Origin of the sequence: Streptomyces sp. NPDC005423 (assembly GCF_040606415.1) — a bacterium.
GTDB lineage: Bacteria > Actinomycetota > Actinomycetes > Streptomycetales > Streptomycetaceae > Streptomyces.
In genome coordinates this window covers 18012-41243 of the sequence record NZ_JBEXET010000024.1, presented here as the reverse complement: position 1 = coordinate 41243, position 23232 = coordinate 18012, and the positions used below count along the sequence as shown (strand labels likewise).

The window sequence follows — 23232 nt, the reverse complement described above, 5'->3', positions numbered from 1 at the left end:
CACGCGCGTGCCGCCGGGAGGCGGAGCGGCCCGTGCCCCGGGCGGCCGTCCGCGCCGCCCCGGAGCCGCACGCACCGAGAAGCTTGCCGGGGCACGCGTCCCGGGTCCGGTCCGCCGGGCCCGCGCGGCCCTCGGCTGAGAACCAGGCCGCCGTCCATGGGATGACTGGACGGTGACCTGCTCGCGCCGCACCGTGGGGACGGGGGCGGCGCGGACCCGCCGGCCGGGTGGGACTCCTCTTGAGCGGAGAGGAGTCCCACCCGGCCGGCTCTTTCGGGCGGTGGGTCAGATCTTCTGGCCGCTGCCGTCGCCCGAGGACACCGCGATGCCCTTCGTTATCTCGTCGATGACGGACTGCCGCTGGCCGACGTCGACGCCGAAGCGGACGACGACGATCTGCTGCGCGCTGCCGGGCGCCGGGAAGGCGAGCGACTCGACATAGCCGTCCGCGCCCTTGCTGGTGACCGCCTTCCAGCGGACCAGGTAGCCCTTCTGTCCGGCCACCGTCACGGCCTCGGAGGCGAGCACCTGGTGCGAGGTGAGGCTGCCGTAGGTCTTGCCGCCGTAGGAGCTCTTGGCGTTGCCGGCGATGTCCGCCTTCGCGACCTCCTCGGCGGTCGTGCCCGTGACGCCCAGCAGGGCCGCGGGGGCCGAGTAGGCGCCGCCCTTGGTGCACGACTGGGAGGTGTCGCCGGGGCACTTGTAGGAGTCGTTCGACGTGACCTGGGTGACGCCGTCGACCACCTGCCCGTACCAGTCGGCCGGCACCGGCAGGCTGATGCCGTCGAGCGAGTCGGAGACGGTGCCGCCCGCCTTGATCTTCGGCCCCGAGGACTCGCTCGGCGCGGGCGTCGCGCCGTCGCCGCCTCCGGAGCCGCCGGTCCCACCGCTTCCGCCGCTTCCACCGAAGGGGCCGCCCTGTCCGCCCGTGCCGTTCTGGCCCTCGGGGGCGCCCTGTCCGCCGGGGGCGTTCTGGCCCTGCTGCGAACCGGCCTGTCCGCCGGCGCTGTTGCCGCTGCTGCCGTGGCCCGCCAGCGCGTACACGCCGACACCGATGCTCACGAGCACCACGACGGCGATCGCGACGGCTGCTGCGGTACGCAGACCGCGCCGGGGCGCGGCCGGGGGTCCGGCGGGATACGCGGGGTAGGCCCCGGCGGCCGGGGGCTGTGTCGGGGGACCCCATGCGCCGGCCGACCCGGTGGGGCGGGTCTGGTCCGTCCATGCCTTGCCGTCCCACCAGCGCTCGGCGGCGGGACCGTCATTCGTCTGTCCGGGATCGGGGTACCACCCGGGGGGAGTCACCTGCGTCATGCCCCTACCGTATGAGGCGACGGTGAAAGCGGGATGAGAGGATCCGGCCCGGGTCCGCCGCACCGGTCCGGCGGCCGGCCCCCGCACCCTCCGGCACCCCTCGGGTCCGGCGGACGCGCCCGTGTCCGCCGTCCGGACAGCGCCCGCCCGGTCCGCTGGACGGGGCCGCCCGCCCCAACCTCCCCGACGGCCCGCATTCCCTGCGGCATGACCGAAGCGGATCGAGACCGTACGGAAATATCCGCGATCCAGAGCCAGTTGACCGTTTCCGGCGCCATGGAGGCCGCCGGCGCTCCGCGCGCGTCGACCTGCCGGAACCGGTGTCACCCGTCCCGGCAAGAGGTGCGCGGACCGTCCACCACTGCGGCGGCAGGACGGCTACGCTCGACTTCCGTACGTCGTTCGGGCTACTCGGGGAGGTAACGGGATGACGGAGGCTGAGCCCGGGGAGGCCACCTCGGCCTCTCTGTGGGAGCGCGACGCGGAGATCGCCGCGGTGGCCGAGGCGATCGACACCCTCCGCGCCGACCGGTCGTCCTCGGGCAGCCTGCTGGTCTTCCGCGGCGAGGCCGGACTCGGCAAGACCGCGCTGCTGGCCGAGACCCGCCGGATCGCCGAACGCCGCGGCTGCGCGGTCTGGTCGGCCCGCGGCGGCGAGACCCTCCGCTCCGTCCCGTTCAACGTCGTACGGCAGCTGCTCCAGCCGGCCCTCGTCTCCCTGATGCCGGAGGAGGCGCGCGAGTACCTCGGCGACTGGTACGACATCGCGGGCCCCGCCCTCGGGGTGACCGAGCCCGGCGAGCGCCAGGCCGACCCGCAGGGCGTCTGCGACGGACTGGTCGCCGCGGTCCGCCGGCTCGCCAAGCGCGAATGGCCGCTCGTCCTGCTGATCGACGACGCGCACTGGGCCGACCAGGAGACCCTGCGCTGGCTCGCCGCCTTCGCCGAGCGCCTCGACGACCTGTCCGTACTGCTGGTGGTCGCCCGCAGGCCCGGCGAGATCAGCGGCGACGGCGCCCGCCACCTCGACGCGGTCGCCGCCGCCGCGGGCCGCCCGATCACCAACCTCAGCGCCCTCACCCCCGACGCCACCGCCGGACTCACCCGCGCCACCGTCGGCCCGCACGCCGACGCCCCGTTCTGCCGCGAGGTGTGGGCGGTCACCGGCGGCAACCCGTACGAGACCGTCGAACTCCTCGCCAAGGTCCAGGACAGCGAACTCGACCCGGTCGAGGCCTCCGCCGCCGAACTGCGCGCACTGAACCGCTCCGCGCGCGGCGGCGGACTCGTCGCCCGGCTGGAGGGGCTCGGCATCGAGGCCACCCGGTTCGCCTGGGCGGCCGCCATCCTCGGCACCGGCATCAACGTCGGTCTGGTCGCCAAGCTCGCCACCATGGGCATCGACGAAGCGGGCCGCTGCGCGGAACTGCTGTGCGCCGCCCGCATCCTCACCGCGCCCGCGGGCTCCGCCGAGGCCGGCACCGAGCTGGAGTTCGTCCACCCGCTGATCGCCACCGCCATCTACAACTCCATCCCCGAGGCGCTCTGCACCGCCATGCACGGCATCGCCGCCCAGGTCGTCACCGACTCCGGGCTCGGCGCCGCGGCGGCCTCCCGGCACCTCCTCCAGGTCCACCCGGACGACGACGAGGAACTCGTCGAGCAGCTGCGCGAGGCAGCCCGGGAACACCTCGCGGTCGGCGCGCCCGACGCGGCCCGCCGCTGCCTGGAACGCGCCCTGCTGGAACCGCCGCTGCCGGAGGTCCACGCGCGCGTGCTCTACGAACTGGGCTGCGCCACCCTGCTGACCGCGCCCGCCACCACCATCGGCCATCTCCAGACCGCGCTCGGCATGCCCGGTCTCGACGGCGACGCGCGCGTGGACGCCGTCTTCCGTCTCTCCCAGGCGCTGCTCCACAACGACCAGTTGGAGGAGGCCGTCCGCACCGTCGAGGCGGAGGCCGCCCGGCACGAACCGGGGCCCGCCCGGATGCGGCTCCAAGCCGTGCAGTACATGTGGGAGGGCATCTACGCCGGTGAGTCCAGCTCGCCCGGCCGCTCCGAGCGGCTCGCCGAACTCGCCCGCACCTGCACCGGCCGGGACAACTCCGAGCGGGCGCTGCTGATGCTGCGCGGCTTCGACGCGATGACCCACGGCGAGAGCGCCGAGGAGGTCGTGGCGCTGTGCGACCGCGCGCTCGTCAACCGCCGGCTCGCGCCCGGGCTCGGCTGGACCGACACCGAGTGGGGCCTCGAACTCCTGCTGATGCTGGCCACCGCGTACGCCTACACCGACCGGCTCGACCGGGCGGAGAGCCTCTACTCGGAGGGGCTGCGCACCTACGAGACCGCCGGCTGGAGCGGCGGCCACCTCGCCCTGGCCCACGCCTACGTCGGTCTCGGCCACCGCAGGCGCGGCCGGCTCCGCGAGGCCGAGAGCTCCCTGCGGGAGTCGCTGCGGCTGGCCGAACGGGTGGGCCGCGGGCTGCCCCTGTACTGGTCGGCGACGTGCAACCTCGTCGACACCCTCCTCGCCCGCGGCCACGTGGAGGAGGCCTGGGCGATCGCCGAACAGTACGGCTTCGCCCCGCCGTACCCGTCTCCCATCGTGCTGCCCGACCCGCGCTGCGTCCGCGGCCGGCTGCTGCTCGCCGTCGGCCGCACCGAGGAAGGCATCGAGGAACTGGAGCAGGCCGAGAAGGCGGCGACCGCGCGCGGCCACCACAACCCGGTGATGGGGCCGTGGGCGGTCGACCTCGCGCGGGCCGTCGCCTCGGAGGACCCGGCCCGCGCCGCCCGGCTCGCCTCCGACGCCCGCCGGCTGGCCGAGCGCTTCGGCACCGACACCGCGATCGGCGAGGCCCTGCGCTGCGGCGCCGCCCTGGAGACCGGCCAGCGCGCGGTACGCCTGGCCGCGCAGGCGGTCGCCTACCTGGAGGCGTCGCCCTGCCAGTACGAACACGCCGCCGCCCGGGTCGAGTACGGCATCGCCGCGCGGTCCGTGGCCGAGCTCAACCGGGGTCTGACGCTGGCCCGTTCGTGTGGTGCGGACGGTCTGGCCGCTCAGGCACGGGAGGTGCTGGCCACGGGGCGCGGCCTGCGCTGAGCCGCACCGCACCGCACCGGGGGCTTCGCCCCGCGCCGTTTCGCGCGTGCTGTCGGACGGGCCCCAACATCCGTCACAGCGCGAGCAGTTGCTCGGTGACCGCCGCGAGGCGTTTGAGGATCTCGGGGTCGTAGGTGCCTTCGTGGGCGCGGGCCGGACGGGTGCCGTCGAAGTAGCCGCCGGTGCCCGACTCCCGGGTGGCGAGGGCGAGGACGCCGGGGGCGCCGTCGGCGACCGTGTGCAGGGGCGTGACACCGCCCTCGCGGACCATCGCGGTGTCCATGAAGGTCGCCGGATGCAGCACGTTGACCGAGACGCCGGTGCCGTCCAACTCCCGCGCCAGGGCAAACGTATGGGCCGCGAGCGCGAACTTGCTGCGGCGGTACGCGCCGAACGCGTCGTAGCCGCGGGTGAATTCGGGATCGTCGAAGTCGAGCGGCTCCTGCCCGGCGGAGCCGACGTTGACGATCCGCGACGGGGCGCCCGCACGCAGCGCCGGCAACAGCGTCCGGGTCAGCACGACCGGCGCCAAGTAGTTGACCGCCAGCCGCAGTTCGTGCCCGTCGGCGCTCGACTCCCGCCCCGCTCCGGGCGAACCGGTGCCGACACCCGCGTTGTTGACCAGCACGTCGAGCCGGGGATGCGCGGCGGCCACCCGCTCGCCCAGCTCCCGTACCCGGGCCAGCGAGGCCAGGTCGGCGACGAACCCCTCGGCGGTGCCCTCGGCGCGCAGCTCCTCGACGAGCCGCCGGGTACGGTCCGGGTCGCGTCCGTGCGCGAGGACGTGGTGCCCGGAGCGGACGAGTGCGAAGGCGACGTACCGGCCGAGCCCGGAGGTGGCGCCGGTGATCAGGACAGTGGTCATGCACTCAGCCTAGGCACGCGACCCCGGCCCGCACCTGATGCCGGCGGACGTACGACCGGCAGGGTCACCCTGGGCCGCCGCCGCTCTCCGCTAGTCCTCCTCCGCGAGCACCCGCTGGGCCGTCGCGAACGCCGAGTTGGCCGCCGGCACCCCGCAGTACACGGCGCTCTGCAGCAGTACGGCGCCGATCTCCTCCGGCGTGAGCCCGTTGTGGCGGGCCGCCCGGACGTGCATGGCCAGCTCGTCGTAGTGCCCGTGCGCGACCAGCGCCGTCATGGTGATCATGCTGCGCTCGCGGCGCGTCAGCGTGGGGTCGGTCCAGATCTCACCCCAGGCGTAACGCGAGATGAAGTCCTGGAAGCGCGCGGTGAAGGGCGTCTGCCGCGCCTGCGCCCGGTCCACGTGCGCGTCGCCGAGCACCTCGCGCCGCACCTCCGTCCCACGGCCCGCGTCCCCGCCGAGGTGCGCCCGCAGCGCGGTGAGGACCGCCTCGGGGCGTTCGGCGGGCGCCAGGTGCGCGGCGCCCGGGATCTCGACCAGCGCCGCGCCCGGCACGGCGTCGGCGATCTCCCGCAGCTGCGCGGGCGGGGTCGCCGCGTCCTCGCGGCCGGCGACGAGCAGGGTGCGCGCGGAGATTTCGGGCAGCCGGTCGCGCAGGTCGAACGCGGCCAGCGCGTCACAGCACGCGGCGTACGCGGCCGGATCCGCCGCACCCTGGTCGGCGACCAGCTCCGGCACGGTGAAGCCCTCGGTGAACCAGCGCGCGCCGGCGCTCGCCACCAGCGAGGCCAGCCCCTCGCGCCGTACCAGCGCGGCCCGTTCGGCCCACGGCCGCGCGCCGCCGAAGTGCGCCGAGGAACAGATGACCGCCAGTGAGGCGAGCCGCTCGGGGTGGTGCACGGCGAGATGCAGCCCGACGGCACCGCCCAGGGAGACCCCCGCGTACCCGAAGCGCTCGATGCCGAGGGAGTCGGCCAGCGCCAGCACCAGGCCGGCCAGGTCGCCGACGGTCGCGCCGGGGCCGATCAGACCGGGTGCCGAGCCGCCGTGCCCGGGCAGGTCCCAGCGGATCACCCGATGGGTGACGGACAGTTCGGGCGCCACCTTGTCCCAGAGGGCGTACGAGGTGCCCAGCGAGGGTCCGAGCAGCAGCGGGGGAGCGGAAGTCGCCCCTTCCGCACGGTGGTTGAGCAGGGTCTCGGTCAACGTCGCTCCAGGGCACGGTCGGTGAGGGCTCCGGCGGAGCCGGTGTAGCGGGCGGGGTCGGCGTGCTCGTCCCATGCGACACCCCGCAACTCCGGGTATCCGGCGAGCAGTTCGGCCAGAGGACGGTTCTCGGCGTAGGCGCGCCCGGCGGCCTCGGTGAGCAGCTCCCGGGCCCGGGCCCGGCCCAGGACGGGCGTCAGCTCGGCGGAGAGCCGCTCGGAGGCGATCAACCCGTGGGTCAGGGCGAGGTGTTCGCGCATCACCTCCGGGTGCACCCGCAGCCCCTCGGTGAGTTCGGCCGCGTCCCGGGCGGCGCCGCCGACCAGCCGCAGCAGGTCCCGCAGCGGTTCCCACTCGGCGTGCCAGGCCCCGGCCGGCCGTTCGTCCTCGGCCACCAGCGACCCGTACAGCGTGGCCGCGAGGAGCGGGGCGCGCCGGGCGGCGGCCGCGATCAGCGTGGACCGTACGGGGTTCGCCTTGTGCGGCATGGCCGAGGAGCCGCCGCCGCTGCCTTCCGACAGTTCGGCGGTCTCGGTACGGCAGAGGGTGAGCACATCGGCGGCCGTCTTGCCGAGCGCCCCCGCCGTGAACGCCAGGCACCCGGCGAGATCGGCGACCGGCGTCCGCAGGGTGTGCCACGGCAACAGCGGTTCACGCAGGCCCAGTTCACGCGCGTAGGCGGCGGCCAGGGCGAGCGGGTCGGTGGCGCCGTACGCCCCGAAGGCCGCCAACGTCCCCGCCGCGCCGCCGAGTTGCGCGGGCAGCCCGTCCCGTACGGCCGTCACCCGGTCGCGGGCGTCGAGCACCAGGGACCGCCAGCCGGCCGCCTTCAGCCCGAAGGTGGTGGGTACGGCGTGCTGGGTGAGGGTGCGGCCCGGCATCGGGGTGTCCCGGTGGGCGGCGGCCAGGCGAGCCAACGCCCGTTCCGTGCGGGCGAGATCGGCGAGGAGGGGGCCGAGGGCGCGCGAGGCGACCAGCATCGTCGCGGTGTCCATGATGTCCTGGCTGGTCGCTCCCCGGTGCACGTACGGGCCGTGCTCCTCGCCGACCGCCTTCGTCACCTCGGCGACCAGCGGGATCACCGGATTGCCGCCGGCCCGGGCCCGTCCGGCGAGCGCGGCCACGTCGTAGCGGTCCGGGTCGGCCGCGGCCGTCACCGCCGCCGCCGCCGCGGCCGGGGCCAGCCCCAGCGCGGCCTGCGCGCGGGTCAGGGCGGCCTCCGCGTCGAGCAGCGCCCGCAGATAGGCGGTGTCGCTCGTGGCGGACGCGGCCGGGGAACCGGCCCACCCGGGGGCGAGCAGGCCGGACTCGGCGGGGTCGACCTCAGCTGTCACCGGAACTCCAGGAAGACCGTCTCGCCCTCGCCCTGAAGGCGGATGTCGAAACGGTACGTGTCCCGGCCCTGATCGGCGGCGACCAGCGTGGCGCGTCGCTCCTCCGGCAGCCCGGAGAGCAGTGGGTCGGCGGCGAGCGCCGGCTCGTCGCCCGGCAGGTAGATCCGGGTGAAGAGGTGGGTCAGCAGACCGCGCGCGAAGAGGCAGACGCTCAGGCAGGGGGCGCTGTTCCCGCGCGGGCCGGGCCGCAGCGTACGGGCGTACCAGTGGCCGTTGGCGTCGGTCTGGATCCGTCCCCAGCCGGTGAACTCCACGCCGTTGCGCCCGAGATGGCCGCCGGTGGCGGGGTCGCGCCGCAGCGAACCGTCGACGGTGGAGAGCCTCCCGTCCGGACCGGGCCCCCACAGCTCCACGAAGGCGTCGGGCAGCGGGCTGCCGTCACCGTCGTACACGTAGCCCTGGAGGGTGATCGTGTCGGGGTGGCCCACGGGGGCGATGTCGCCGCCGCCGGGGAAGGGCAGCGCGTATCCGTAGAAAGGGCCGACCGTGTGCGACGGGGTGGGCAGGACGGACTCCGGGCTGCTCGTGTCGATCTTCGTCATGGCGGGTCAGCGTCCTTCTTCGATCCAGGTGGCGGCCGGTCCGTCCAGCACGATGTCCCAGTGGTAGCCGAGGGAGAACTCGGGCACGGACAGGCCGTGGTCGTAGGTCGCGACCAGCCGCTGCCGGGCGGCGTCGTCGGTCACCGACTGCAGGATCGGGTCGTAGGGGAAGAGCGGGTCGTTCGGGAAGTACATCTGCGTCACCAGGCGCTGGGTGAACGCCGAGCCGAAGAGCGAGAAGTGGATGTGCGCCGGGCGCCAGGCGTTGACGTGGTTGCGCCAGGGGTAGGGGCCGGGCTGGACGGTGGTGAAGCGGTAACGGCCCGCCCCGTCCGTCAACGTCCGCCCCACACCGGTGAAGTTGGGGTCCAGCGGGGCGTCGTGCTGCTCGCGCTGGTGGGCGTACCGGCCGGCCGAGTTGGCCTGCCAGATCTCCACGAGCTGACCGCGCACCGGCCGCCCGGACCGGTCCAGCAGCCGGCCGGAGACGGTGATGCGCTCGCCGAGCGGGTCTCCGTGGTGCTGCCGGGTCAGGTCGTTGTCGATCTCGGTGATGTCCCGCTCGCCGAAGGCGGGGGAGGCCAGCTCCACCAGCTCCGGGTCCTTCGACACGTCGATGGTGACCGGGGGCTGTTTCGGGTGGCGCAGCAGCGAGGAGCGGTAGGGGGCGTAGTCGCGGCGCGGGTGGTGTTCGACGGGGGCGCCGTCGGCGAGCCGCTTCTCGTAGGCGGCGTGCTCGGCCGCGATCTCCTGGTCGATGTCGTGCTGGGTGAGAGCCATGGCGGGGGTTCCTACCGTTCGAGGACGAGGGCGAGGCCCTGGCCCACGCCGATGCAGAGGGTGGCGACACCGACTCCCGTGCCGCGGCGGGCCAGTTGGTGGGCGACGGTGCCGGCCAGGCGGGCGCCGGAGGCGCCGAGCGGGTGACCGAGGGCGATCGCTCCGCCCCGCGGGTTGAGGATCGCCGGGTCGAACTCGGGCCACTCGGCGACGCATCCCAGGACCTGGGCGGCGAACGCCTCGTTCAGCTCCAGGACTGACAGGTCGTCAAATCCCCTGCCTGTCTTGGCGAGTGCGCGGTGGACGGCTTCGACGGGGGCGAGGCCGAAGTAGTCCGGGTCGATGCCGCAGACGCCGGTCGCGGAGATCCGGGCCAGCGGTTCGCGGCCGGTGGCGGCGAGGCCCGCCTCGTCGGTGAGGAGGAGGGCGGCGGCGCCGTCGTTCAAGGGCGAGGCGTTGCCCGCGGTCACCGTGCCGTCCTCGGTGCGGAACGACGGCTTCAGGCGGCCCATCGCGGACAGGGACGCGTCGGCGCGTACGCACTCGTCGGCTGCGAACGGGACCGGGTCGCCCTTGCGCCGCGGGACCGGGACCGGGACGATCTCGTCGTCGAAGAGGCCCTCGCGCCAGGCCGCCGCCGCCTTCCGGTGGCTGGCGAGGGCGAACTCGTCCTGCTGCTCCCGGCAGATCCCGTGCTTGTCGGCGATGAGTTCGGCGGACTCGCCGAGGGGGGCGGTCCAGCGGGGTTCCATCCTCGGGTTGACCATGCGCCAGCCGAGGGTGGTCGAGTACAGCTCGGTGTGTCCGGCGGGGAAGGGCCGGTCGGACTTGGGCAGTACGTAGGGTGCGCGGGTCATCGACTCCACCCCGCCGGCCAGGGCGATCGAGGCGTCCCCGACGGCGATGGCGCGGGCCGCCTGGACGACCGCTTCGAGCCCGGAGGCGCAGAGCCGGTTGACGGTGACGCCGGGCACGGAGGTGGGCACCCCGGCGAGCAGGGCGGCCATCCGGGCGACGTCGCGGTTCTCCTCGCCGGCGCCGTTGGCGTTCCCGAAGTAGACGTCGCCGATCCGGGCGGGGTCCAACCCCGGCGTACGGGCGAGGAGTTCACGGATGACGTGGGCGGCCAGGTCGTCGGGGCGGACGGTGGCGAGTCCGCCGCCGTACCTGCCGAACGGGGTGCGGACGGCGTCGACGACGTAGACGTCCTTGAGTGTGCCCTGCGCGGTGCTCACGACGGGACCTCCTCGGCGGGTGCGGCGGGTGCGGCGGGTGCGGCGGGGACTGCGGGTGCTGTCAGCGCTGCCGGTACGAGGACCTTCGCGGCGGTCTTCGCGGTGATCTCGTCGGCGGCGACACCCGGCGCCGTCTCGATCAGTACGAGGCCGTCGGCGGTGACGTCGAGCACGCCGAGGTCGGTGATGATCCGGTTCACACACGCCCGGCCGGTGAGCGGCAGCGAGCACTCCTGAAGAATCTTCGGGGAGCCGTCCTTGGCGGTGTGGGTCATCACGACGATCACCGTGCGGGCGCCGTGCACCAGGTCCATCGCCCCGCCGATACCGGTGATCAGCTTCCCCGGCACCGCCCAGTTCGCCAGGTCGCCACCGGCGGACACCTGCATGGCGCCCAGTACGGCGACGTCGATGTGGCCGCCGCGGATCATCGAGAAGGAGAGCGCGGAGTCGAAGAAGGACGCGCCCGGCAGGACCGTCACGGTCTCCTTGCCGGCGTTGATCAGATCCGGGTCGACCTGGTCGTCGGCCGGATAGGGGCCGGTGCCGAGGATGCCGTTCTCGGATTCGAGGATCACCTCGACCCCGGCGGGAAGGTGGTTGGGGATCAGGGTCGGCAGGCCGATGCCGAGATTGACGTACTGGCCGTCCCGGAGTTCGCGGGCCGCGCGGCCCGCCATCTCCTCCCGTGTCCATGCCATCAGCCGGTCACCGTCCGTCGCTCGATCCGCTTGTCGGCGGCCTGTTCCGGGGTGAGGGGCACCACCCGCCGCACGAAGATCCCCGGCAGGTGCACCGCGTCCGGGTCGATCGCGCCCGGTTCGACCAGCTCCTCCACCTCGGCGATGGTCACCCGCCCCGCCATCGCCGCGAGGGGGTTGAAGTTGCGGGTGGACTTGTTGAAGACCAGGTTCCCGTGCCGGTCGCCCCGGGCGGCCCGGACCAGCGCGAAGTCGGTGCGGATGGCCCGCTCCAGCACGTACTCGGTGCCGTCGAACTCGCGCACCTCCTTCGGCGGCGAGGCGAGCGCGACGCCGCCGGAGCCGTCGTAGCGCCAGGGCAGTCCGCCGTCGGCGACCTGGGTGCCGACGCCGGCCGGGGTGTAGAAGGCGGGGATGCCGGCGCCGCCGGCCCGCAGGCGTTCGGCGAGGGTGCCCTGCGGGATCATCTCCACCTCCAGTTCGCCGGCCAGGTACTGGCGGGCGAACTCCTTGTTCCCGCCGATGTAGGAACCGGTCACCCGCGCGACCCGCCCCGCCGCGAGCAGCACCGCGAGCCCGGACTCCATCGCCCCGCAGTTGTTGGAGACCACGCCGAGGCCGCCGACCCCGCGCTCGTACAGCGCCCGGATCAGTACGTTCGGCACCCCGCTCAGCCCGAAACCGCCGACCGCGAGGGTCGCGCCGTCCGGTACATCGGCCACCGCCTCCTGGGCCGTGGCGACCACCTTGTCCATCCGTGCAGCCCCATCTCTTTCCGGCGTCCTGACCCCCGAATGCTCAGCGCACTGACTATTTCCGCGAGGGCTCCCTCACGCTGCCATCGGCGGGCCAGGCCGTCAAGACCCCAGTACAACCGCTTCGTAGCGCTCGGAAGGGGCGGACGCGTGGCGCGGTGACACACGCTATCGTTCAGTGCACAGACGAACTGACGGATCTCACTCAGGGGGAGCGCGGATGGCCGCGGCGGACCTCACCACCCATCCCGGGCACCTCGCCCGGCGCCTTCAGCAGGCCCACTACCTGCTGTGGAACACGATGGTCTCGGAGGAGATCACCTCGCCGCAGTTCGCGGTCATGAACGCGCTCGTCGCCGAACCCGGGCTCGATCAGCGCACGGTGGGGGAGCGGGTGGGCCTCGACCGGTCGACGATCGCCGAGGTGATCAGCCGGCTCGACCGTCGCGGACTCCTGGACAAGGCGCGCGATCCGCGGGACGGCCGCCGCTTCCTGCTGCGCCTGACCGACGACGGAGTGCGCACCCACCGCAAGCTGACCGTGCGCACCGCCCGGATGAACCAGGTGTTCCTCGCGCCGCTCTCCGCCGCCGAACAGAGCGTCTTCTTCGACCTCATCCAACGGGTCGCGGACGCGGCCGAGGGGCTGCGCCGTCCCGCGGAGCCCCACGCCGCCCGCCCCTGAAGCCCGTCAGGAGGCCTTGGCGAACACCACCCAGACCTGGCCCTTCGCGAAGTTCACCGGGGTACCGTCCGCCGTCGTGAACCGCGTACCGCCCGCCGCCGTCGGCCGCTTCCAGCGGACGTCGTAGGCCCGGCCGCCGCGCAGCACCTGGGCCGTTCCGGAGCCGACCGACTCGGTGTACGGCGTGTTGTTGCCGAGGACGTCGTGGTAGCGCGAGGAGCGGATCCTCACGTACTGCACGACGACCGTCGCCGGCGCCAGCGGTTTCCCGTCGCTCGTCAGCGCCGGTCCGCCGTCCTCACCGACCAGCCAACGGCCCTTCTCCGCCGACCAGTCGAAGGTGAAGGCCGCCGCCGGGTAGCGCACGGCGCGGTGGGTCAGCGCGGTGCCGCCGGCCGGTGCGGCGCCGTAGCGGAAACCGGTCGTCAGCGCCGCCGCGCCCGGGGCCGCGCCGAGCAGCCGGCCGGGGCGCACATAGAGGTTGTGCGGCGCCGCGTGGGAGGTTCCCCGGTAGTAGGCCGCGGACGCCTGGTCGGGGGAGCGCGCCGTCAGCGGCGCCCGGCCGATCAGCGGGAGCAGCTTGCCCTGCGCTCCGGAGAAGGCCAGCGTCGGACGGTCGAACTGGCGCAGCAGCTCCAGATCGGACTCACGGGCACTGCGCACCGGCCCGACGGCCTTCGGCAGCCTGGTCGCGAAGACGGCCATCAGCCGGCTCAGGCCGCCCTCGACCTGCTCGGCGTAGATGACATCGGCCGCGTCCAGGCCGGTCTGCGGGCGGGCCGCGCCGACGTTGTCGATCTTCACGGCGAGCACCGGACCGGCGGGGCTCCGCTCGGTGCTCGGGGTCGAGGCCGGACTCCGGCCGCGCCCGTCGTCCGTCCGGTCGCCGTGCTGGGCGGTGCAGCCCGCCGCCAGAGCGGTCGTCACCGTGGCGGCCAGCAGCGCCGCCGTCGTCACGGCCCGTCTTGTCCGCGTCCTTCGTCCCATGCCCACCGTTGCCACCGCGTCTCGTGTTGGCGATCGTGCTCTTGTCCGTTCACCGGTGGCCCTACCCGCTGGGTCGCGCCGGTGTGCGCCGGCGCGGCCGATCGGCGTAGCGGCCCGGGCGGGCGGTGCTCAGCCGCCGGTGCCGAGGATCTCCGAAAGGTCGTAGCGGACCGGCTGTTCCAACTGCGCGTAGGTGCAGCTCCCGGGCGTACGGTCCGGGCGCCAGCGGCGGAAGCGGGCCGTGTGCCGGAAGCGCGCGCCGTTCTCCATGTGGTCGTACGCCACCTCCGCCACCCGGTCCGGCCGCAGCGGCACCCAGGACAGGTCCTTCTTGCCCGACCAGCGGCTCGGCGCCCCGGGAAGCCTCGCCGACTCGTGGGCGGCCTCTTCCGACCAGGCCGCCCACGGGTGCCCGGCGGCGTCCGCCAGGCGCAACGGCTCCAGTTCGGCGACGAGTTCGGCCCGCCGCTTCATCGGGAAGGCGGCGGAGACACCCACGTGCTGGAGGGTGCCCCGGTCGTCGTAGAGACCGAGCAGCAGGGAGCCGACGACCGGGCCGCTCTTGTGCAGCCGGTAGCCGGCCACGACGACGTCCGCCGTACGCTCGTGCTTGATCTTGAACATGGCGCGCTCGTCCTGGCGGTAGGAGAGCCCGAGCGGTTTGGCGACCACCCCGTCGAGGCCCGCCCCCTCGTACTGCTCGAACCACCGCCGCGCCACCTCCGCGTCGGTCGTCGCCGGGGCCAGATGGACGGGCGGCGTCACACCCGACAGCGCCCGGGCCAGCAGCGCCCGCCGGTCGGAGAGCGGGACGTCGAGCAGCGACTCGTCGGCCAGCGCCAGCAGGTCGAAGGCGACGAACGACGCCGGGGTCCGCTCGGCCAGCGTCCGCACCCGGGAGTCCGCCGGGTGGATGCGCTCGCTCAGCGCGTCGAAGTCGAGCCGTCCCTCGCGGGCGATGACGATCTCGCCGTCCACCACACAGCGCTCCGGCAGCCGCTCCCGCAACGCCACCACCAGCTCGGGGAAGTACCTGGTCAACGGCTTGCCGTTCCGGCTGCCCAGCTCCACCTCGGCGCCGTCGCGGAAGGCGATCGCCCGGAAGCCGTCCCACTTCGCCTCGTACTGCATGCCCAGCGGGATCTGCGCCACCGACTTGGCGAGCATCGGTTTCACGGGCGGCATCACCGGCAGATCCATGGCTCGATTCTGCCCCCGTACGCCGCCCGCCGCCCGGTGTGCGAGCCCCGCCGCCCGGTGTGCGGGCTCCGGGCCGCGGGCCTAGCGTGGCCGGTATGGGCGATGCGGTGGAGCTGGAGGCGGGCGGCCGGACGGTACGGCTGTCCAGTCCCGACAAGATCTTCTTCCCGGAGCGCGGCTTCACCAAGCTGGACCTGGCCCGCTACTACATCGCGGTCGGCCCCGGCATCCTGCGCGCCCTGCGCGACCGCCCCACCACCCTGGAGCGCTACCCCGACGGCGTCACCGGCGAGAACTTCTTCCAGAAGCGGGCGCCCAAGAACATGCCCGACTGGATCCCCACCGCCCACATCACCTTCCCCAGCGGCCGCAGCGCCGACGAGATGTGCCCCACCGAGGAGGCCGCCGTGCTGTGGGCCGCCCAGTACGGCACGCTCACCTTCCACCCCTGGCCGGTGCGGCGCGACGACGTCGACAGCCCCGACGAACTCCGCATCGACCTCGATCCGCAGCCCGGCACCGACTACGACGACGCGGTCCGCGCCGCCCATGAACTGCGCGCCGTTCTCGACGAGTTCGGCGGACTGCGCGGCTGGCCCAAGACCTCCGGCGGGCGCGGCCTGCACGTCTTCGTACCCATCGCACCGCGCTGGACCTTCACCCAGGTCAGACGCGCGGCCATCGCGGTGGGCCGGGAGCTGTCCCGCCGGATGCCGGACCAGGTGACGATCAAGTGGTGGAAGGAGGAGCGCGGCGAGCGCATCTTCGTCGACTACAACCAGACGGCCCGCGACCGCACCATCGCCTCCGCCTACTCCGTACGGCCCCGCCCGCACGCCCCCGTCTCCGCGCCGCTGCGCTGGGACGAGGTCGGTGTCGCCCACCCCCGCGACTTCGACCTCGCCACCATGCCCGTCCGCTTCGCCGAACTCGGCGACGTGCACGCCGGCATGGACGACCACCGTTTCTCCCTCGACCCCCTCCTCGAACTCGCCCGCCGCGACGAACACGACCACGGACTCGGCGACCTGCCCTATCCGCCCGAGTACCCGAAGATGCCGGGCGAGCCGAGGCGGGTCCAGCCGAGCCGGGCGAAGAAGGAGAAGCCGCCGTCCCCCTGAGCGGAGCCCCGGCCGCCGCACCGATCGGGAACGCCCGCCGGGGGAGCGGGGCGGGCGCCTGCGCGAGGGCGCTCCCGCCCGGGTGCCGACGCGGATGGCTATCCTGATCCGCACCCACCGTTGAGGAGCCGCGACGTGACCGAGACAGCGCCCCGTCCCACGCTGGAGGCCGTGGCCGCGCGGGCGGGGGTGTCACGGGCCACCGTGTCGCGGGTCGTCAACGGCGGCGACGGCGTACGGGAACCGCTCGTCGAACGGGTACGGCAGGCGGTCGACGAACTCGGCTACGTCCCCAACCAGGCGGCCCGCAGCCTGGTGACCAAGCGGCACGACGCGATCGCCGTGGTGATCGCCGAACCGGAGACCCGGGTCTTCGCCGACCCCTTCTTCGCCCGCCAACTAAGAGGAATCAGCAAGGAGTTGACGGCCCACGACTCCCAACTCGTGCTGCTCCTCACGGAAGGACGCGACGACCATGCCCGCGTCGGCCGCTACCTCGCCGGCGGCCATGTCGACGGCGCGCTCGTCTTCTCGCTGCACCTCGACGACCCGCTGCCCCAACTGATCCAGGGCGCCGGGGTGGCGACCGTCTTCGGTGGCCGCCCGGGGTGGAGCGACAAGAACCCCGGCTCCGCGCCCACGGTGTACGTCGACTGCGACAACCGGGGCGGCGCCCGCGAGGCCGTACGGCATCTGGTCGGCCTCGGCCGGACCCGGATCGCGCACATCACCGGCGCCCTCGACCAGACGTCCGCCGTGGACCGGCTCGACGGCTTCCGGGACGTCATGGCCGACGCCGACCCGCGGCTGATCGTGGAGAGCGACTTCACCGCGGGCGGCGGCGAACACGCGACGCGTGAACTCCTCGACCGGTGCCCGGAGTTGGACGCCGTCTTCGCCGCCAACGACCTCACCGCCTCGGGCGTGCTGCGCGTCCTGCGCGAACTCGGGCGACGCGTCCCTGAGGACGTCGCCGTGATCGGCTTCGACGACATGCTGCCGGTGGCCGAACAGACCGACCCGCCCCTGACGACGGTCCGGCAGGACATCGAGGAGATGGGGCGGTTGATGGCCCGGCTGCTGCTGCGCGAGCTGGACCGGCGGGGAGCCGGCGAGGGCGCCCCCACGGACGGGCCCTTCGGCGACGGGGTCGGAGGCGCACCGGCCGGCGTGATCCTCCCGACCACGCTGGTACGCCGCGCCTCCGCCTAGACCGGGCGGTCCTTTCCATGCCCAGGCACCCAAGCACCCAGGCGCCCCGGCACTGCCGAACGCCCTCGCGCTCAGCCCTGCGGCGACTCGCTCCTGATGACCGCGAAGCGTGCCCCGTAGGGATCGGTGAGGTGGGCCATCGTGCCGACGCCCTGCACGCTCGTGGCGGGAACGGTGACCGCGCCGCCCAGCTCCTGGGCCCTGGCCACCGTGGCGTCCGTGTCCGCGACCTCGAAGTAGGGCAGCCAGAAGGCGTGTGGGGGCGGCGTCGTGGCCGGGTGGGCGTCGAGCGGGACGACACCGCCGAACATGGCGTCGTCTCCGGCGCCGCCCGGATTGACGCAGGTGTAGTCGCCGCCCGGCATGGGGGCGGCCGAGGTCTCCAGGCCGAGCGCGGCGTGGTAGAAGGCCGCCGCCGCGGCGACGTCCGGGGTGTACAGCTCGACCCAGGTCAGTGAGCCGGTCTCGCCGGCCACGTCCACGCCCTTGGTCTCGCCCGGCTGCCAGACGCCGAACACACAGCCCGCGGCATCGGCGAAGACCGCCATATGACCTTTGCCCATCACGTCCATGGGCTGGAAGAGGACGGTGCCGCGGGCCTGCTCGACCGCCTTGGCGGTGGCCTCCGCGTCCGCGCTCTGGAAGTAGACGGTCCAGGCCGGCGGCGCCTGGTCCGCGCCGACCTGCATCCCGCCGGCGACCGTCCGGCCGTCCAGTTGGAAGAAGCCGTAACCGCCGGCGTCCGGTCCCGCCGACTGGAACTGCCAGCCGAAGAGGCCGCTGTAGAAGGAGATGGCGCCGTCGAGGTCGGACGAACCGACGTCGAGCCAGTTCGGAGCGCCGTTGACGAAACGGGTGGTGAGCATCAGTGCCCTCCTTGGCGAAGGGGCCCGCGGTGCCGGGTCCCGTTCTCTGCACTGCCGAGTCTGGCACTGCCCACTGACAATCGCTGCCGGAGTGCCGACGGGCCGTCCGGCGCGGGGCGTGGTCGCCCTCGGTGACCGGCCGGGCTCTCCTTGTTTCCGCGGGCTCCGCGCGCCGCCGTGCGCCGGTGCGGGCCGGCGGGCCACTATCGGGGCGGCCCGCGGGCCCCGGTCGTGGCCGCGTTGATCGCACGTTGATCGAACGTTTTTCGCCGCGCGGCACGATCCTGACCATGCACATCGACACGATCACCTCGCCCGACCTGGACTGGCAGCAGGAGGCGTTGTGCGCACAGACCGGGGCCGACTTCTTCTTCCCCGAGCCCGGCAGCTCCGTACGGGACGCGAAGCGGATCTGCGGCATGTGCCCGATCCGCTCCGCCTGCCTCGACTACGCGCTGGACAACGACGAACGCTTCGGTGTCTGGGGCGGACTGTCGGAGAAGGAGCGCCTGGAGCTCCGGCGTACGGCCACGCACTGAACCGGGCGGACGGGTGCCGGCACACGACCGCCACGCGTGCGTGCGGCTCGAAGGCCGCACGCGCGCGTGGCGGGGTGTTGCGTCAGGCGTTGGCGCGGGCCGCCATGCGGGCCTTGCGGGCCGCGAGCTTCGCGTCGAACTTCGAGGCCTCGGCGTCCAGGCCGCCCATGTACAGGCCGAGCTCCTCCTGGGCCCGCAGCCCCTCGGGACCGAGGCCGTCCATCTCCAGGACCCTCAGGTAGCGCAGCACCGGCTGGATCACGTCGTCGTGGTGGATGCGCATGTTGTAGACCTCGCCGATCGCCATCTGCGCGGCGGCCCGCTCGAAGCCGGGCATGCCGTGACCGGGCATCCGGAAGTTCACCACGACGTCCCGGACGGCCTGCATGGTGAGGTCGGGGGCGAGTTCGAACGCGGCCTTCACCAGGTTGCGGTAGAAGACCATGTGGAGGTTCTCGTCGGTGGCGATCCGGGCGAGCATGCGGTCGCAGACCGGGTCGCCCGACTGGTGACCGGTGTTGCGGTGCGAGATCCGGGTCGCCAGCTCCTGGAAGGCCACGTAGGCGACCGAGTGGAGCATCGAGTGGCGGTTGTCCGACTCGAAGCCCTCGCTCATATGGGCCATCCGGAACTGCTCCAGCTTGTCCGGGTCGACGGCGCGGGAGGCGAGCAGGTAGTCACGCATCACGATGCCATGCCGCCCCTCCTCCGCCGTCCAGCGGTGCACCCAGGTGCCCCAGGCGCCGTCCCGGCCGAAGAGGCTGGCGATCTCGTGGTGGTAGCTGGGCAGGTTGTCCTCGGTGAGCAGGTTCACCACCAGGGCGATCCGGCCGATCTCGGTGACCTTGGACTGCTCCTTGTCCCACGCTTCGCCGTCCTCGAAGAAGCCGGGGAAGTTACGGGCGTCGCTCCACGGGACGTACTCGTGGGGCATCCAGTCCTTGGTCGCCTTGAGGTGCCGGTTGAGTTCCTGCTCGACGACTTCCTCCAGCGCGTACAGCAGCTTGGCGTCGGTCCAGACTGCGGGGCTGCCGAGATGAGGGGAAGTGATCGTCACGGGTACTCCAGGGGGACGCGGTACAGAACGGAACAAAACCGGCGAGCGGTGCCGGGGTCTGGCAAACTTACGGAATCGTAGGCTACGAAACCGTAGGTTACGCTACCGTAGGTTAAAAAGCCTGTAAGGATCGCTGATCAGGCAGGGTTCGGGGGCTGGATGGCCCTGCCACGGCGCCGCAGGTACCGGACCGGCGGACGGTCCGGGTACCCGGTCACGCGTACAGATCCCGCAGTCGGACCGAGAGGCATGTCACACACCCTTCCAGCTTCTCGAACTCACCGATGTCCACGACGACCGGCTCGTGCCCGAGACCGGCGAGCAGATCGGCGGTCTTCGGCGCGCTCGCCGCGATCAGCAGCCGGCCGGCGCCCAGCAGCACCACGTGCGCCCCGGACTCCTCCGGCACCGGCAGGAACCGCGGGAACATGGAGGGCGCGTCCAACTGCGGGATGCGCCCGAGAACCGTGCCGTCGGGCAGCGCGGTGACCGCCGACTTCAGGTGCAGCACCTTGCTCACCGGCACCGCCACCACCCGCGCCCCGAGGGGTTCGAACGCGGCCCGCAGCTGCTGCACACCGGCCGCGTTGGTCCGGCCGCCCCGGCCGACGTACAGGGTGTCACCGATCTTGAGGACGTCGCCCCCTTCCAGGGTACCGGGCTCCCAGATCCAGTTGACGGAGCAGCCGAGCCGGGCCACCGCCTCCTCGACCCCGGCGGTCTCCGCGCGCCGGGACTCGGCTCCGGGACGGGCGATCAGCGCGACGTTGCGGTACATGACGACGGTGTCCTCGACGAACACCGAGTCGGGGCAGTCGTCGGCCGCCTCCACCTCGATCGTCTCCCAGCCGTGGTCGCGCAGGGCCCCCGTGTACGCCTCCCACTGCTCGACGGCGAGCTCGACGTCGACCTTCTCCCGCTCGATGTGCGTGACCAGCCCCTCGGCCAGGCGCGGGCTGGGGCGGCGGACGAGGGCCTTCTGGCTGGGCACGAGCGGGTCTCCGTGGTCGGCTGCGGGTGTCGGCTGCGGGTGTCGGCTCATCATGCAGGGCGGGTCTCGCCCGGCAAAAGCCCCGCCGCCGGGCTGTGGCCCTCTTGAGATGAGCCGACACCCGGACGGCGACGTAGTTTAGAGGGGGAACCCCGCCTCCTCCGCGGTGACCTCCCGCACCTCCCCGTCCAGCAGCAGCCAGCGGGTGATGCCGAGCGACTCCAGGAACGGCACGTCGTGGCCGGCCACGATCAGCGCCCCCTCGTACGACGCCAGGGCGCTCGTCAGCTGCCGGACGCTCGCCAGGTCGAGGTTGTTGGTCGGCTCGTCCAGGAGCAGCAGTTGCGGGGCGGGCTCGGCCAGCATCAGCGCGGCCAGGGTGGCCCGGAAGCGTTCGCCGCCGGAGAGGGTCGCCGCCTTCTGGTCGGCCCGGGCGCCCCGGAACAGGAAGCGGGCCAACCGCGCCCGGATCCGGTTGTCGGTGGCGCCCGGCGCGAACCGCGCGACGTTCTCGGCGACCGTCAGCCCGCCGTCGAGCACGTCGAGGCGCTGTGGCAGGAACCGCAGCGGAACCAGCGCCCGCGCCTCGCCCGACACCGGCGCCAGCTCCCCGGCGATGGTGCGCAGCAGGGTCGTCTTGCCCGAGCCGTTGCGCCCGACGAGCGCCACCCGCTCGGGACCGCGCAGCTCCAGTCCGCCGGCCACCCGCGCGCCGTGGGCGGTCTCCAGGTCGCGCAGGACCAGGACTCCGCGGCCCGGCGGCACCGCCGTGTACGGCAGGTCGACGCGGATCTCGTCGTCGTCCCGGACGGCCTCCGCCGCGTCGTCGAGGCGCTCCTTCGCCTCGGCGAGCCGCTCCTCGTGCAGGATGCGGTGCTTGCCCGCGGACTCCTGCGCCGCGCGTCTGCGCGCCCCCATGACGATCTTCGGTTCGCGCTTCTGGTCGTTCATCTTCTGCCCGTACCGTTTGCGTCGGGCCAACGTGGCCCGGGCGTCACTCAGTTCGCGTTTCTGTTTGCGCAGGTCGGCTTCGGCGACCCGCACCGTCCGCTCGGCGGCCTCCTGTTCGGCGGCGAGCGACTCCTCGTACGCCGAGAAGTTGCCGCCGTACCAGGTGACGCCGCCGGCCCGCAGCTCCGCGATCCGGTCGACCAGATCGAGCAGTTCACGGTCGTGGCTGACCACGACGAGCACCCCCGGCCAAGAGGCGACGGCCGCATACAGCCGTCGGCGCGCGTACAGGTCGAGGTTGTTGGTCGGCTCGTCCAGGAGCAGGACGTCGGGCCGGCGCAGCAACAGCGCGGCCAGCCGCAGCAGGACCGACTCGCCGCCGGAGACCTCGCCGACGGTGCGGTCCAACGCGATGTGGGCGAGCCCGAGTTCGCCGAGGGTGGCGAGCGCGCGCTCCTCCACGTCCCAGTCGTCGCCGATCGTCTCGAAGTGCTCCTCGGACGCGTCGCCCGCCTCGATGGCGTGCAGCGCGGCGCGCCGGGCGGCGATGCCCAGTGTCTCGTCGACCCGCAGGGCGGTGTCGAGGGTGACGTTCTGCGGCAGGTGTCCGATCTCGCCGGTGACGCGGACGGTGCCGCCGGCCGGGGTGAGTTCACCGGCGACCAGCTTCAACAGGGTGGACTTCCCTGCCCCGTTGGCGCCGACGAGGCCGGTCCGGCCGGGGCCGAAGGCGAGGTCGAGGCCGTCGAGGACGGGGGTGCCGTCGGGCCAGGCGAAGGTGAGGGAGGTGCAGGTGAGGGAGGGATGCATGGGTGCCTCGCGGTTGCTCGGGGTGGTGAGGGGCAAACGCGTGTCGAGACACCGCGGGGCGAGGACGGGTCCTGCGGCGGGCAAGGAAGAAGCCCTGTTCCGGAGGACGGCTCGACGGCCGAGGTCGCGCACGGCGCACACACCCAGCGGGGTGTGGGGCGGTGTCTCAGGACCTCAGACGAGCAACGTCCTTCTCCGTTCGGCGGCAACAGGACCGGGAGAAACGTTACGAACGGCCGGGACGGCTGTCAACGCGTTAAAGGGCGTCCCCCATCAGCTGCGCCAGGTCGTGGTCGAGGTCGAGCTGGAGGTGTTCCAGGCCGACCGGGACCAGGTCGCCCGTCGCGTCCAGGAAGCGGCGCACCTCGCCCGAGCGGATGTGCACCACGGCGGTGCCCTCGGGGGCGTGGAACTCCAGGACGGTCCGGTCGTAGCCGTAGGGCCGCACCCGGACGTCGCCGTGGCCCTCGGCGGTGTGCAGGCCGGCCGCGAGCAGATCGCGGGCGAAGGTCCAGCAGACCTCCACGCCCTCCAGGGTGGCCGGTGCCGGGAAGGTCATGCGCACGGCGAACGGGTCGCGCCGGTCGTAGTGCAGGGTGGCGGGAATGTGCGCCATCCGCGGCGCGGCGGCGACGAGTCGGACCTCTACGGGCTGCTCGATGACGATGGACAACGCCTTGCTCCCTCGTGACGGCGGGACCGCACCTGTGTGTCGGCTGACGGACTCCCGAGTTCATGCGTCCGGCACTTCAGAAGACGCCGGAACCGGCGGGTCCGTGCACATGAATATCGAGTGACCTCTGTCACCGCTACCCCAGGAAGGCGATGTTGATCGTGGGCCGTCCGGACGAGCCGGTGTCGGTGGGCTGGTTTCGCCCGCCATGGGGCGCTCGTGGACCGCGCCCCCGACGGCGG

The 23232-nt window shown here is 73.3% G+C and carries 21 protein-coding genes; 5 read left to right on the top strand and 16 right to left on the bottom strand.

Annotation, left to right across the window (positions count from 1 at the left end):
- Window positions 1–285: 285 nt before the first annotated feature.
- On the bottom strand, window positions 286–1314 hold the full coding sequence (locus ABZT12_RS23930) for a DUF2510 domain-containing protein (RefSeq protein ID WP_356388089.1): 1029 nt from the start codon (window positions 1312–1314) through the stop codon (window positions 286–288).
- 427 nt (window positions 1315–1741) lie between these two features.
- Between ABZT12_RS23930 and ABZT12_RS23925 the strand changes: the two genes are divergently transcribed.
- Window positions 1742–4420, top strand: a complete 2679-nt coding sequence (locus ABZT12_RS23925; RefSeq protein ID WP_356388087.1) for an AAA family ATPase — start codon at window positions 1742–1744, stop codon at window positions 4418–4420.
- Window positions 4421–4493: 73 nt separating this feature from the next.
- On the opposite strand, the gene ABZT12_RS23920 is transcribed toward ABZT12_RS23925, so the two are convergent.
- From ABZT12_RS23920 to ABZT12_RS23885, 8 genes are all read right to left on the bottom strand, one after another.
- Complete coding sequence (locus tag ABZT12_RS23920; RefSeq protein WP_356388085.1) at window positions 4494–5285, bottom strand: SDR family NAD(P)-dependent oxidoreductase; 792 nt, start codon at window positions 5283–5285, stop codon at window positions 4494–4496.
- Between the two features lie 90 nt (window positions 5286–5375).
- Window positions 5376–6491, bottom strand: coding sequence for a 3-oxoadipate enol-lactonase (gene pcaD / locus ABZT12_RS23915; RefSeq protein WP_356388083.1), 1116 nt, complete (start codon window positions 6489–6491; stop codon window positions 5376–5378).
- Window positions 6488–7825 (bottom strand): 3-carboxy-cis,cis-muconate cycloisomerase, encoded by a 1338-nt coding sequence (gene pcaB / locus ABZT12_RS23910; protein WP_356388081.1) that lies wholly within the window; start codon window positions 7823–7825, stop codon window positions 6488–6490. The genes pcaD and pcaB overlap by 4 nt, the downstream gene beginning before the upstream one ends.
- Entirely contained in the window at window positions 7822–8427 is a 606-nt protein-coding gene (pcaG, locus tag ABZT12_RS23905) for a protocatechuate 3,4-dioxygenase subunit alpha (RefSeq protein WP_356388079.1), read from the bottom strand. The genes pcaB and pcaG overlap by 4 nt, the downstream gene beginning before the upstream one ends.
- Before the next feature lie 6 nt (window positions 8428–8433).
- Window positions 8434–9207: a protocatechuate 3,4-dioxygenase subunit beta gene (gene pcaH / locus ABZT12_RS23900; protein WP_356388077.1), complete on the bottom strand. Its 774-nt coding sequence runs from the start codon at window positions 9205–9207 to the stop codon at window positions 8434–8436.
- Window positions 9208–9218: 11 nt separating this feature from the next.
- On the bottom strand, window positions 9219–10442 hold the full coding sequence (locus tag ABZT12_RS23895) for a thiolase family protein (protein WP_356388075.1): 1224 nt from the start codon (window positions 10440–10442) through the stop codon (window positions 9219–9221).
- Window positions 10439–11143 carry a CoA transferase subunit B gene (locus ABZT12_RS23890; protein WP_356388073.1) on the bottom strand — a complete coding sequence of 235 codons (705 nt, stop codon included), beginning with the start codon at window positions 11141–11143 and terminating at the stop codon, window positions 10439–10441. Before ABZT12_RS23890 ends, ABZT12_RS23895 begins: the two co-directional genes overlap by 4 nt.
- Entirely contained in the window at window positions 11143–11898 is a 756-nt protein-coding gene (locus tag ABZT12_RS23885; protein ID WP_356388071.1) for a CoA transferase subunit A, read from the bottom strand. The genes ABZT12_RS23890 and ABZT12_RS23885 overlap by 1 nt, the downstream gene beginning before the upstream one ends.
- A 220-nt stretch (window positions 11899–12118) precedes the next feature.
- Here ABZT12_RS23885 and ABZT12_RS23880 point away from each other — a divergent pair, with 220 nt between their 5' ends.
- Window positions 12119–12583 (top strand): MarR family transcriptional regulator, encoded by a 465-nt coding sequence (locus ABZT12_RS23880; RefSeq protein ID WP_356388069.1) that lies wholly within the window; start codon window positions 12119–12121, stop codon window positions 12581–12583.
- Between the two features lie 6 nt (window positions 12584–12589).
- Here ABZT12_RS23880 and ABZT12_RS23875 read toward each other — a convergent pair whose 3' ends face one another.
- Together ABZT12_RS23875 and ABZT12_RS23870 are read right to left on the bottom strand one after the other, a co-directional pair.
- Entirely contained in the window at window positions 12590–13570 is a 981-nt protein-coding gene (locus ABZT12_RS23875) for a DUF3048 domain-containing protein (protein WP_356388067.1), read from the bottom strand.
- Window positions 13571–13699: 129 nt separating this feature from the next.
- Window positions 13700–14770: an ATP-dependent DNA ligase gene (locus ABZT12_RS23870; protein ID WP_356388065.1), complete on the bottom strand. Its 1071-nt coding sequence runs from the start codon at window positions 14768–14770 to the stop codon at window positions 13700–13702.
- Between the two features lie 95 nt (window positions 14771–14865).
- On the opposite strand from ABZT12_RS23870, the gene ligD reads away from it, so the two are divergent.
- Together ligD and ABZT12_RS23860 are read left to right on the top strand one after the other, a co-directional pair.
- Complete coding sequence (ligD, locus tag ABZT12_RS23865; RefSeq protein WP_356388063.1) at window positions 14866–15891, top strand: non-homologous end-joining DNA ligase; 1026 nt, start codon at window positions 14866–14868, stop codon at window positions 15889–15891.
- 135 nt (window positions 15892–16026) lie between these two features.
- Complete coding sequence (locus ABZT12_RS23860) at window positions 16027–17103, top strand: LacI family DNA-binding transcriptional regulator (RefSeq protein WP_356388061.1); 1077 nt, start codon at window positions 16027–16029, stop codon at window positions 17101–17103.
- Window positions 17104–17174: 71 nt separating this feature from the next.
- Here the strand turns inward: ABZT12_RS23860 and ABZT12_RS23855 are convergent, their stop codons facing one another.
- Window positions 17175–17969 (bottom strand): VOC family protein, encoded by a 795-nt coding sequence (locus ABZT12_RS23855; RefSeq protein ID WP_356388059.1) that lies wholly within the window; start codon window positions 17967–17969, stop codon window positions 17175–17177.
- 290 nt (window positions 17970–18259) lie between these two features.
- On the opposite strand from ABZT12_RS23855, the gene ABZT12_RS23850 reads away from it, so the two are divergent.
- Window positions 18260–18508: a WhiB family transcriptional regulator gene (locus ABZT12_RS23850; protein WP_356388057.1), complete on the top strand. Its 249-nt coding sequence runs from the start codon at window positions 18260–18262 to the stop codon at window positions 18506–18508.
- A gap of 82 nt (window positions 18509–18590) precedes the next feature.
- On the opposite strand, the gene ABZT12_RS23845 is transcribed toward ABZT12_RS23850, so the two are convergent.
- The 4 genes from ABZT12_RS23845 to ABZT12_RS23830 form a co-directional block, all read right to left on the bottom strand.
- Window positions 18591–19565, bottom strand: a complete 975-nt coding sequence (locus tag ABZT12_RS23845; RefSeq protein WP_356388055.1) for an acyl-ACP desaturase — start codon at window positions 19563–19565, stop codon at window positions 18591–18593.
- A gap of 214 nt (window positions 19566–19779) precedes the next feature.
- Window positions 19780–20556, bottom strand: coding sequence for a dimethylargininase (gene ddaH, locus ABZT12_RS23840; protein ID WP_356388053.1), 777 nt, complete (start codon window positions 20554–20556; stop codon window positions 19780–19782).
- A 138-nt stretch (window positions 20557–20694) separates the two neighbouring features.
- Window positions 20695–22317, bottom strand: coding sequence for an ABC-F family ATP-binding cassette domain-containing protein (locus ABZT12_RS23835; RefSeq protein ID WP_356388224.1), 1623 nt, complete (start codon window positions 22315–22317; stop codon window positions 20695–20697).
- Window positions 22318–22573: 256 nt separating this feature from the next.
- Entirely contained in the window at window positions 22574–22990 is a 417-nt protein-coding gene (locus tag ABZT12_RS23830; RefSeq protein WP_356388051.1) for an SsgA family sporulation/cell division regulator, read from the bottom strand.
- Window positions 22991–23232 lie beyond the last annotated feature (242 nt).

Coding starts and splice junctions, on each gene's coding strand:
- ABZT12_RS23850 (WP_356388057.1), top strand. CDS start 18,260: ATGCACATCGACACGATCACCTCGCCCGACCTGGACTGGCAGCAGGAG.
- ABZT12_RS23835 (WP_356388224.1), bottom strand. CDS start 22,317: ATGCATCCCTCCCTCACCTGCACCTCCCTCACCTTCGCCTGGCCCGAC.
- ABZT12_RS23925 (WP_356388087.1), top strand. CDS start 1,742: ATGACGGAGGCTGAGCCCGGGGAGGCCACCTCGGCCTCTCTGTGGGAG.
- ABZT12_RS23875 (WP_356388067.1), bottom strand. CDS start 13,570: ATGGGACGAAGGACGCGGACAAGACGGGCCGTGACGACGGCGGCGCTG.
- ABZT12_RS23855 (WP_356388059.1), bottom strand. CDS start 17,969: ATGCTCACCACCCGTTTCGTCAACGGCGCTCCGAACTGGCTCGACGTC.
- ABZT12_RS23870 (WP_356388065.1), bottom strand. CDS start 14,770: ATGGATCTGCCGGTGATGCCGCCCGTGAAACCGATGCTCGCCAAGTCG.
- ABZT12_RS23880 (WP_356388069.1), top strand. CDS start 12,119: ATGGCCGCGGCGGACCTCACCACCCATCCCGGGCACCTCGCCCGGCGC.
- ABZT12_RS23920 (WP_356388085.1), bottom strand. CDS start 5,285: ATGACCACTGTCCTGATCACCGGCGCCACCTCCGGGCTCGGCCGGTAC.
- pcaH (WP_356388077.1), bottom strand. CDS start 9,207: ATGGCTCTCACCCAGCACGACATCGACCAGGAGATCGCGGCCGAGCAC.
- ABZT12_RS23885 (WP_356388071.1), bottom strand. CDS start 11,898: ATGGACAAGGTGGTCGCCACGGCCCAGGAGGCGGTGGCCGATGTACCG.
- pcaG (WP_356388079.1), bottom strand. CDS start 8,427: ATGACGAAGATCGACACGAGCAGCCCGGAGTCCGTCCTGCCCACCCCG.
- ABZT12_RS23930 (WP_356388089.1), bottom strand. CDS start 1,314: ATGACGCAGGTGACTCCCCCCGGGTGGTACCCCGATCCCGGACAGACG.
- ligD (WP_356388063.1), top strand. CDS start 14,866: ATGGGCGATGCGGTGGAGCTGGAGGCGGGCGGCCGGACGGTACGGCTG.
- ABZT12_RS23890 (WP_356388073.1), bottom strand. CDS start 11,143: ATGGCATGGACACGGGAGGAGATGGCGGGCCGCGCGGCCCGCGAACTC.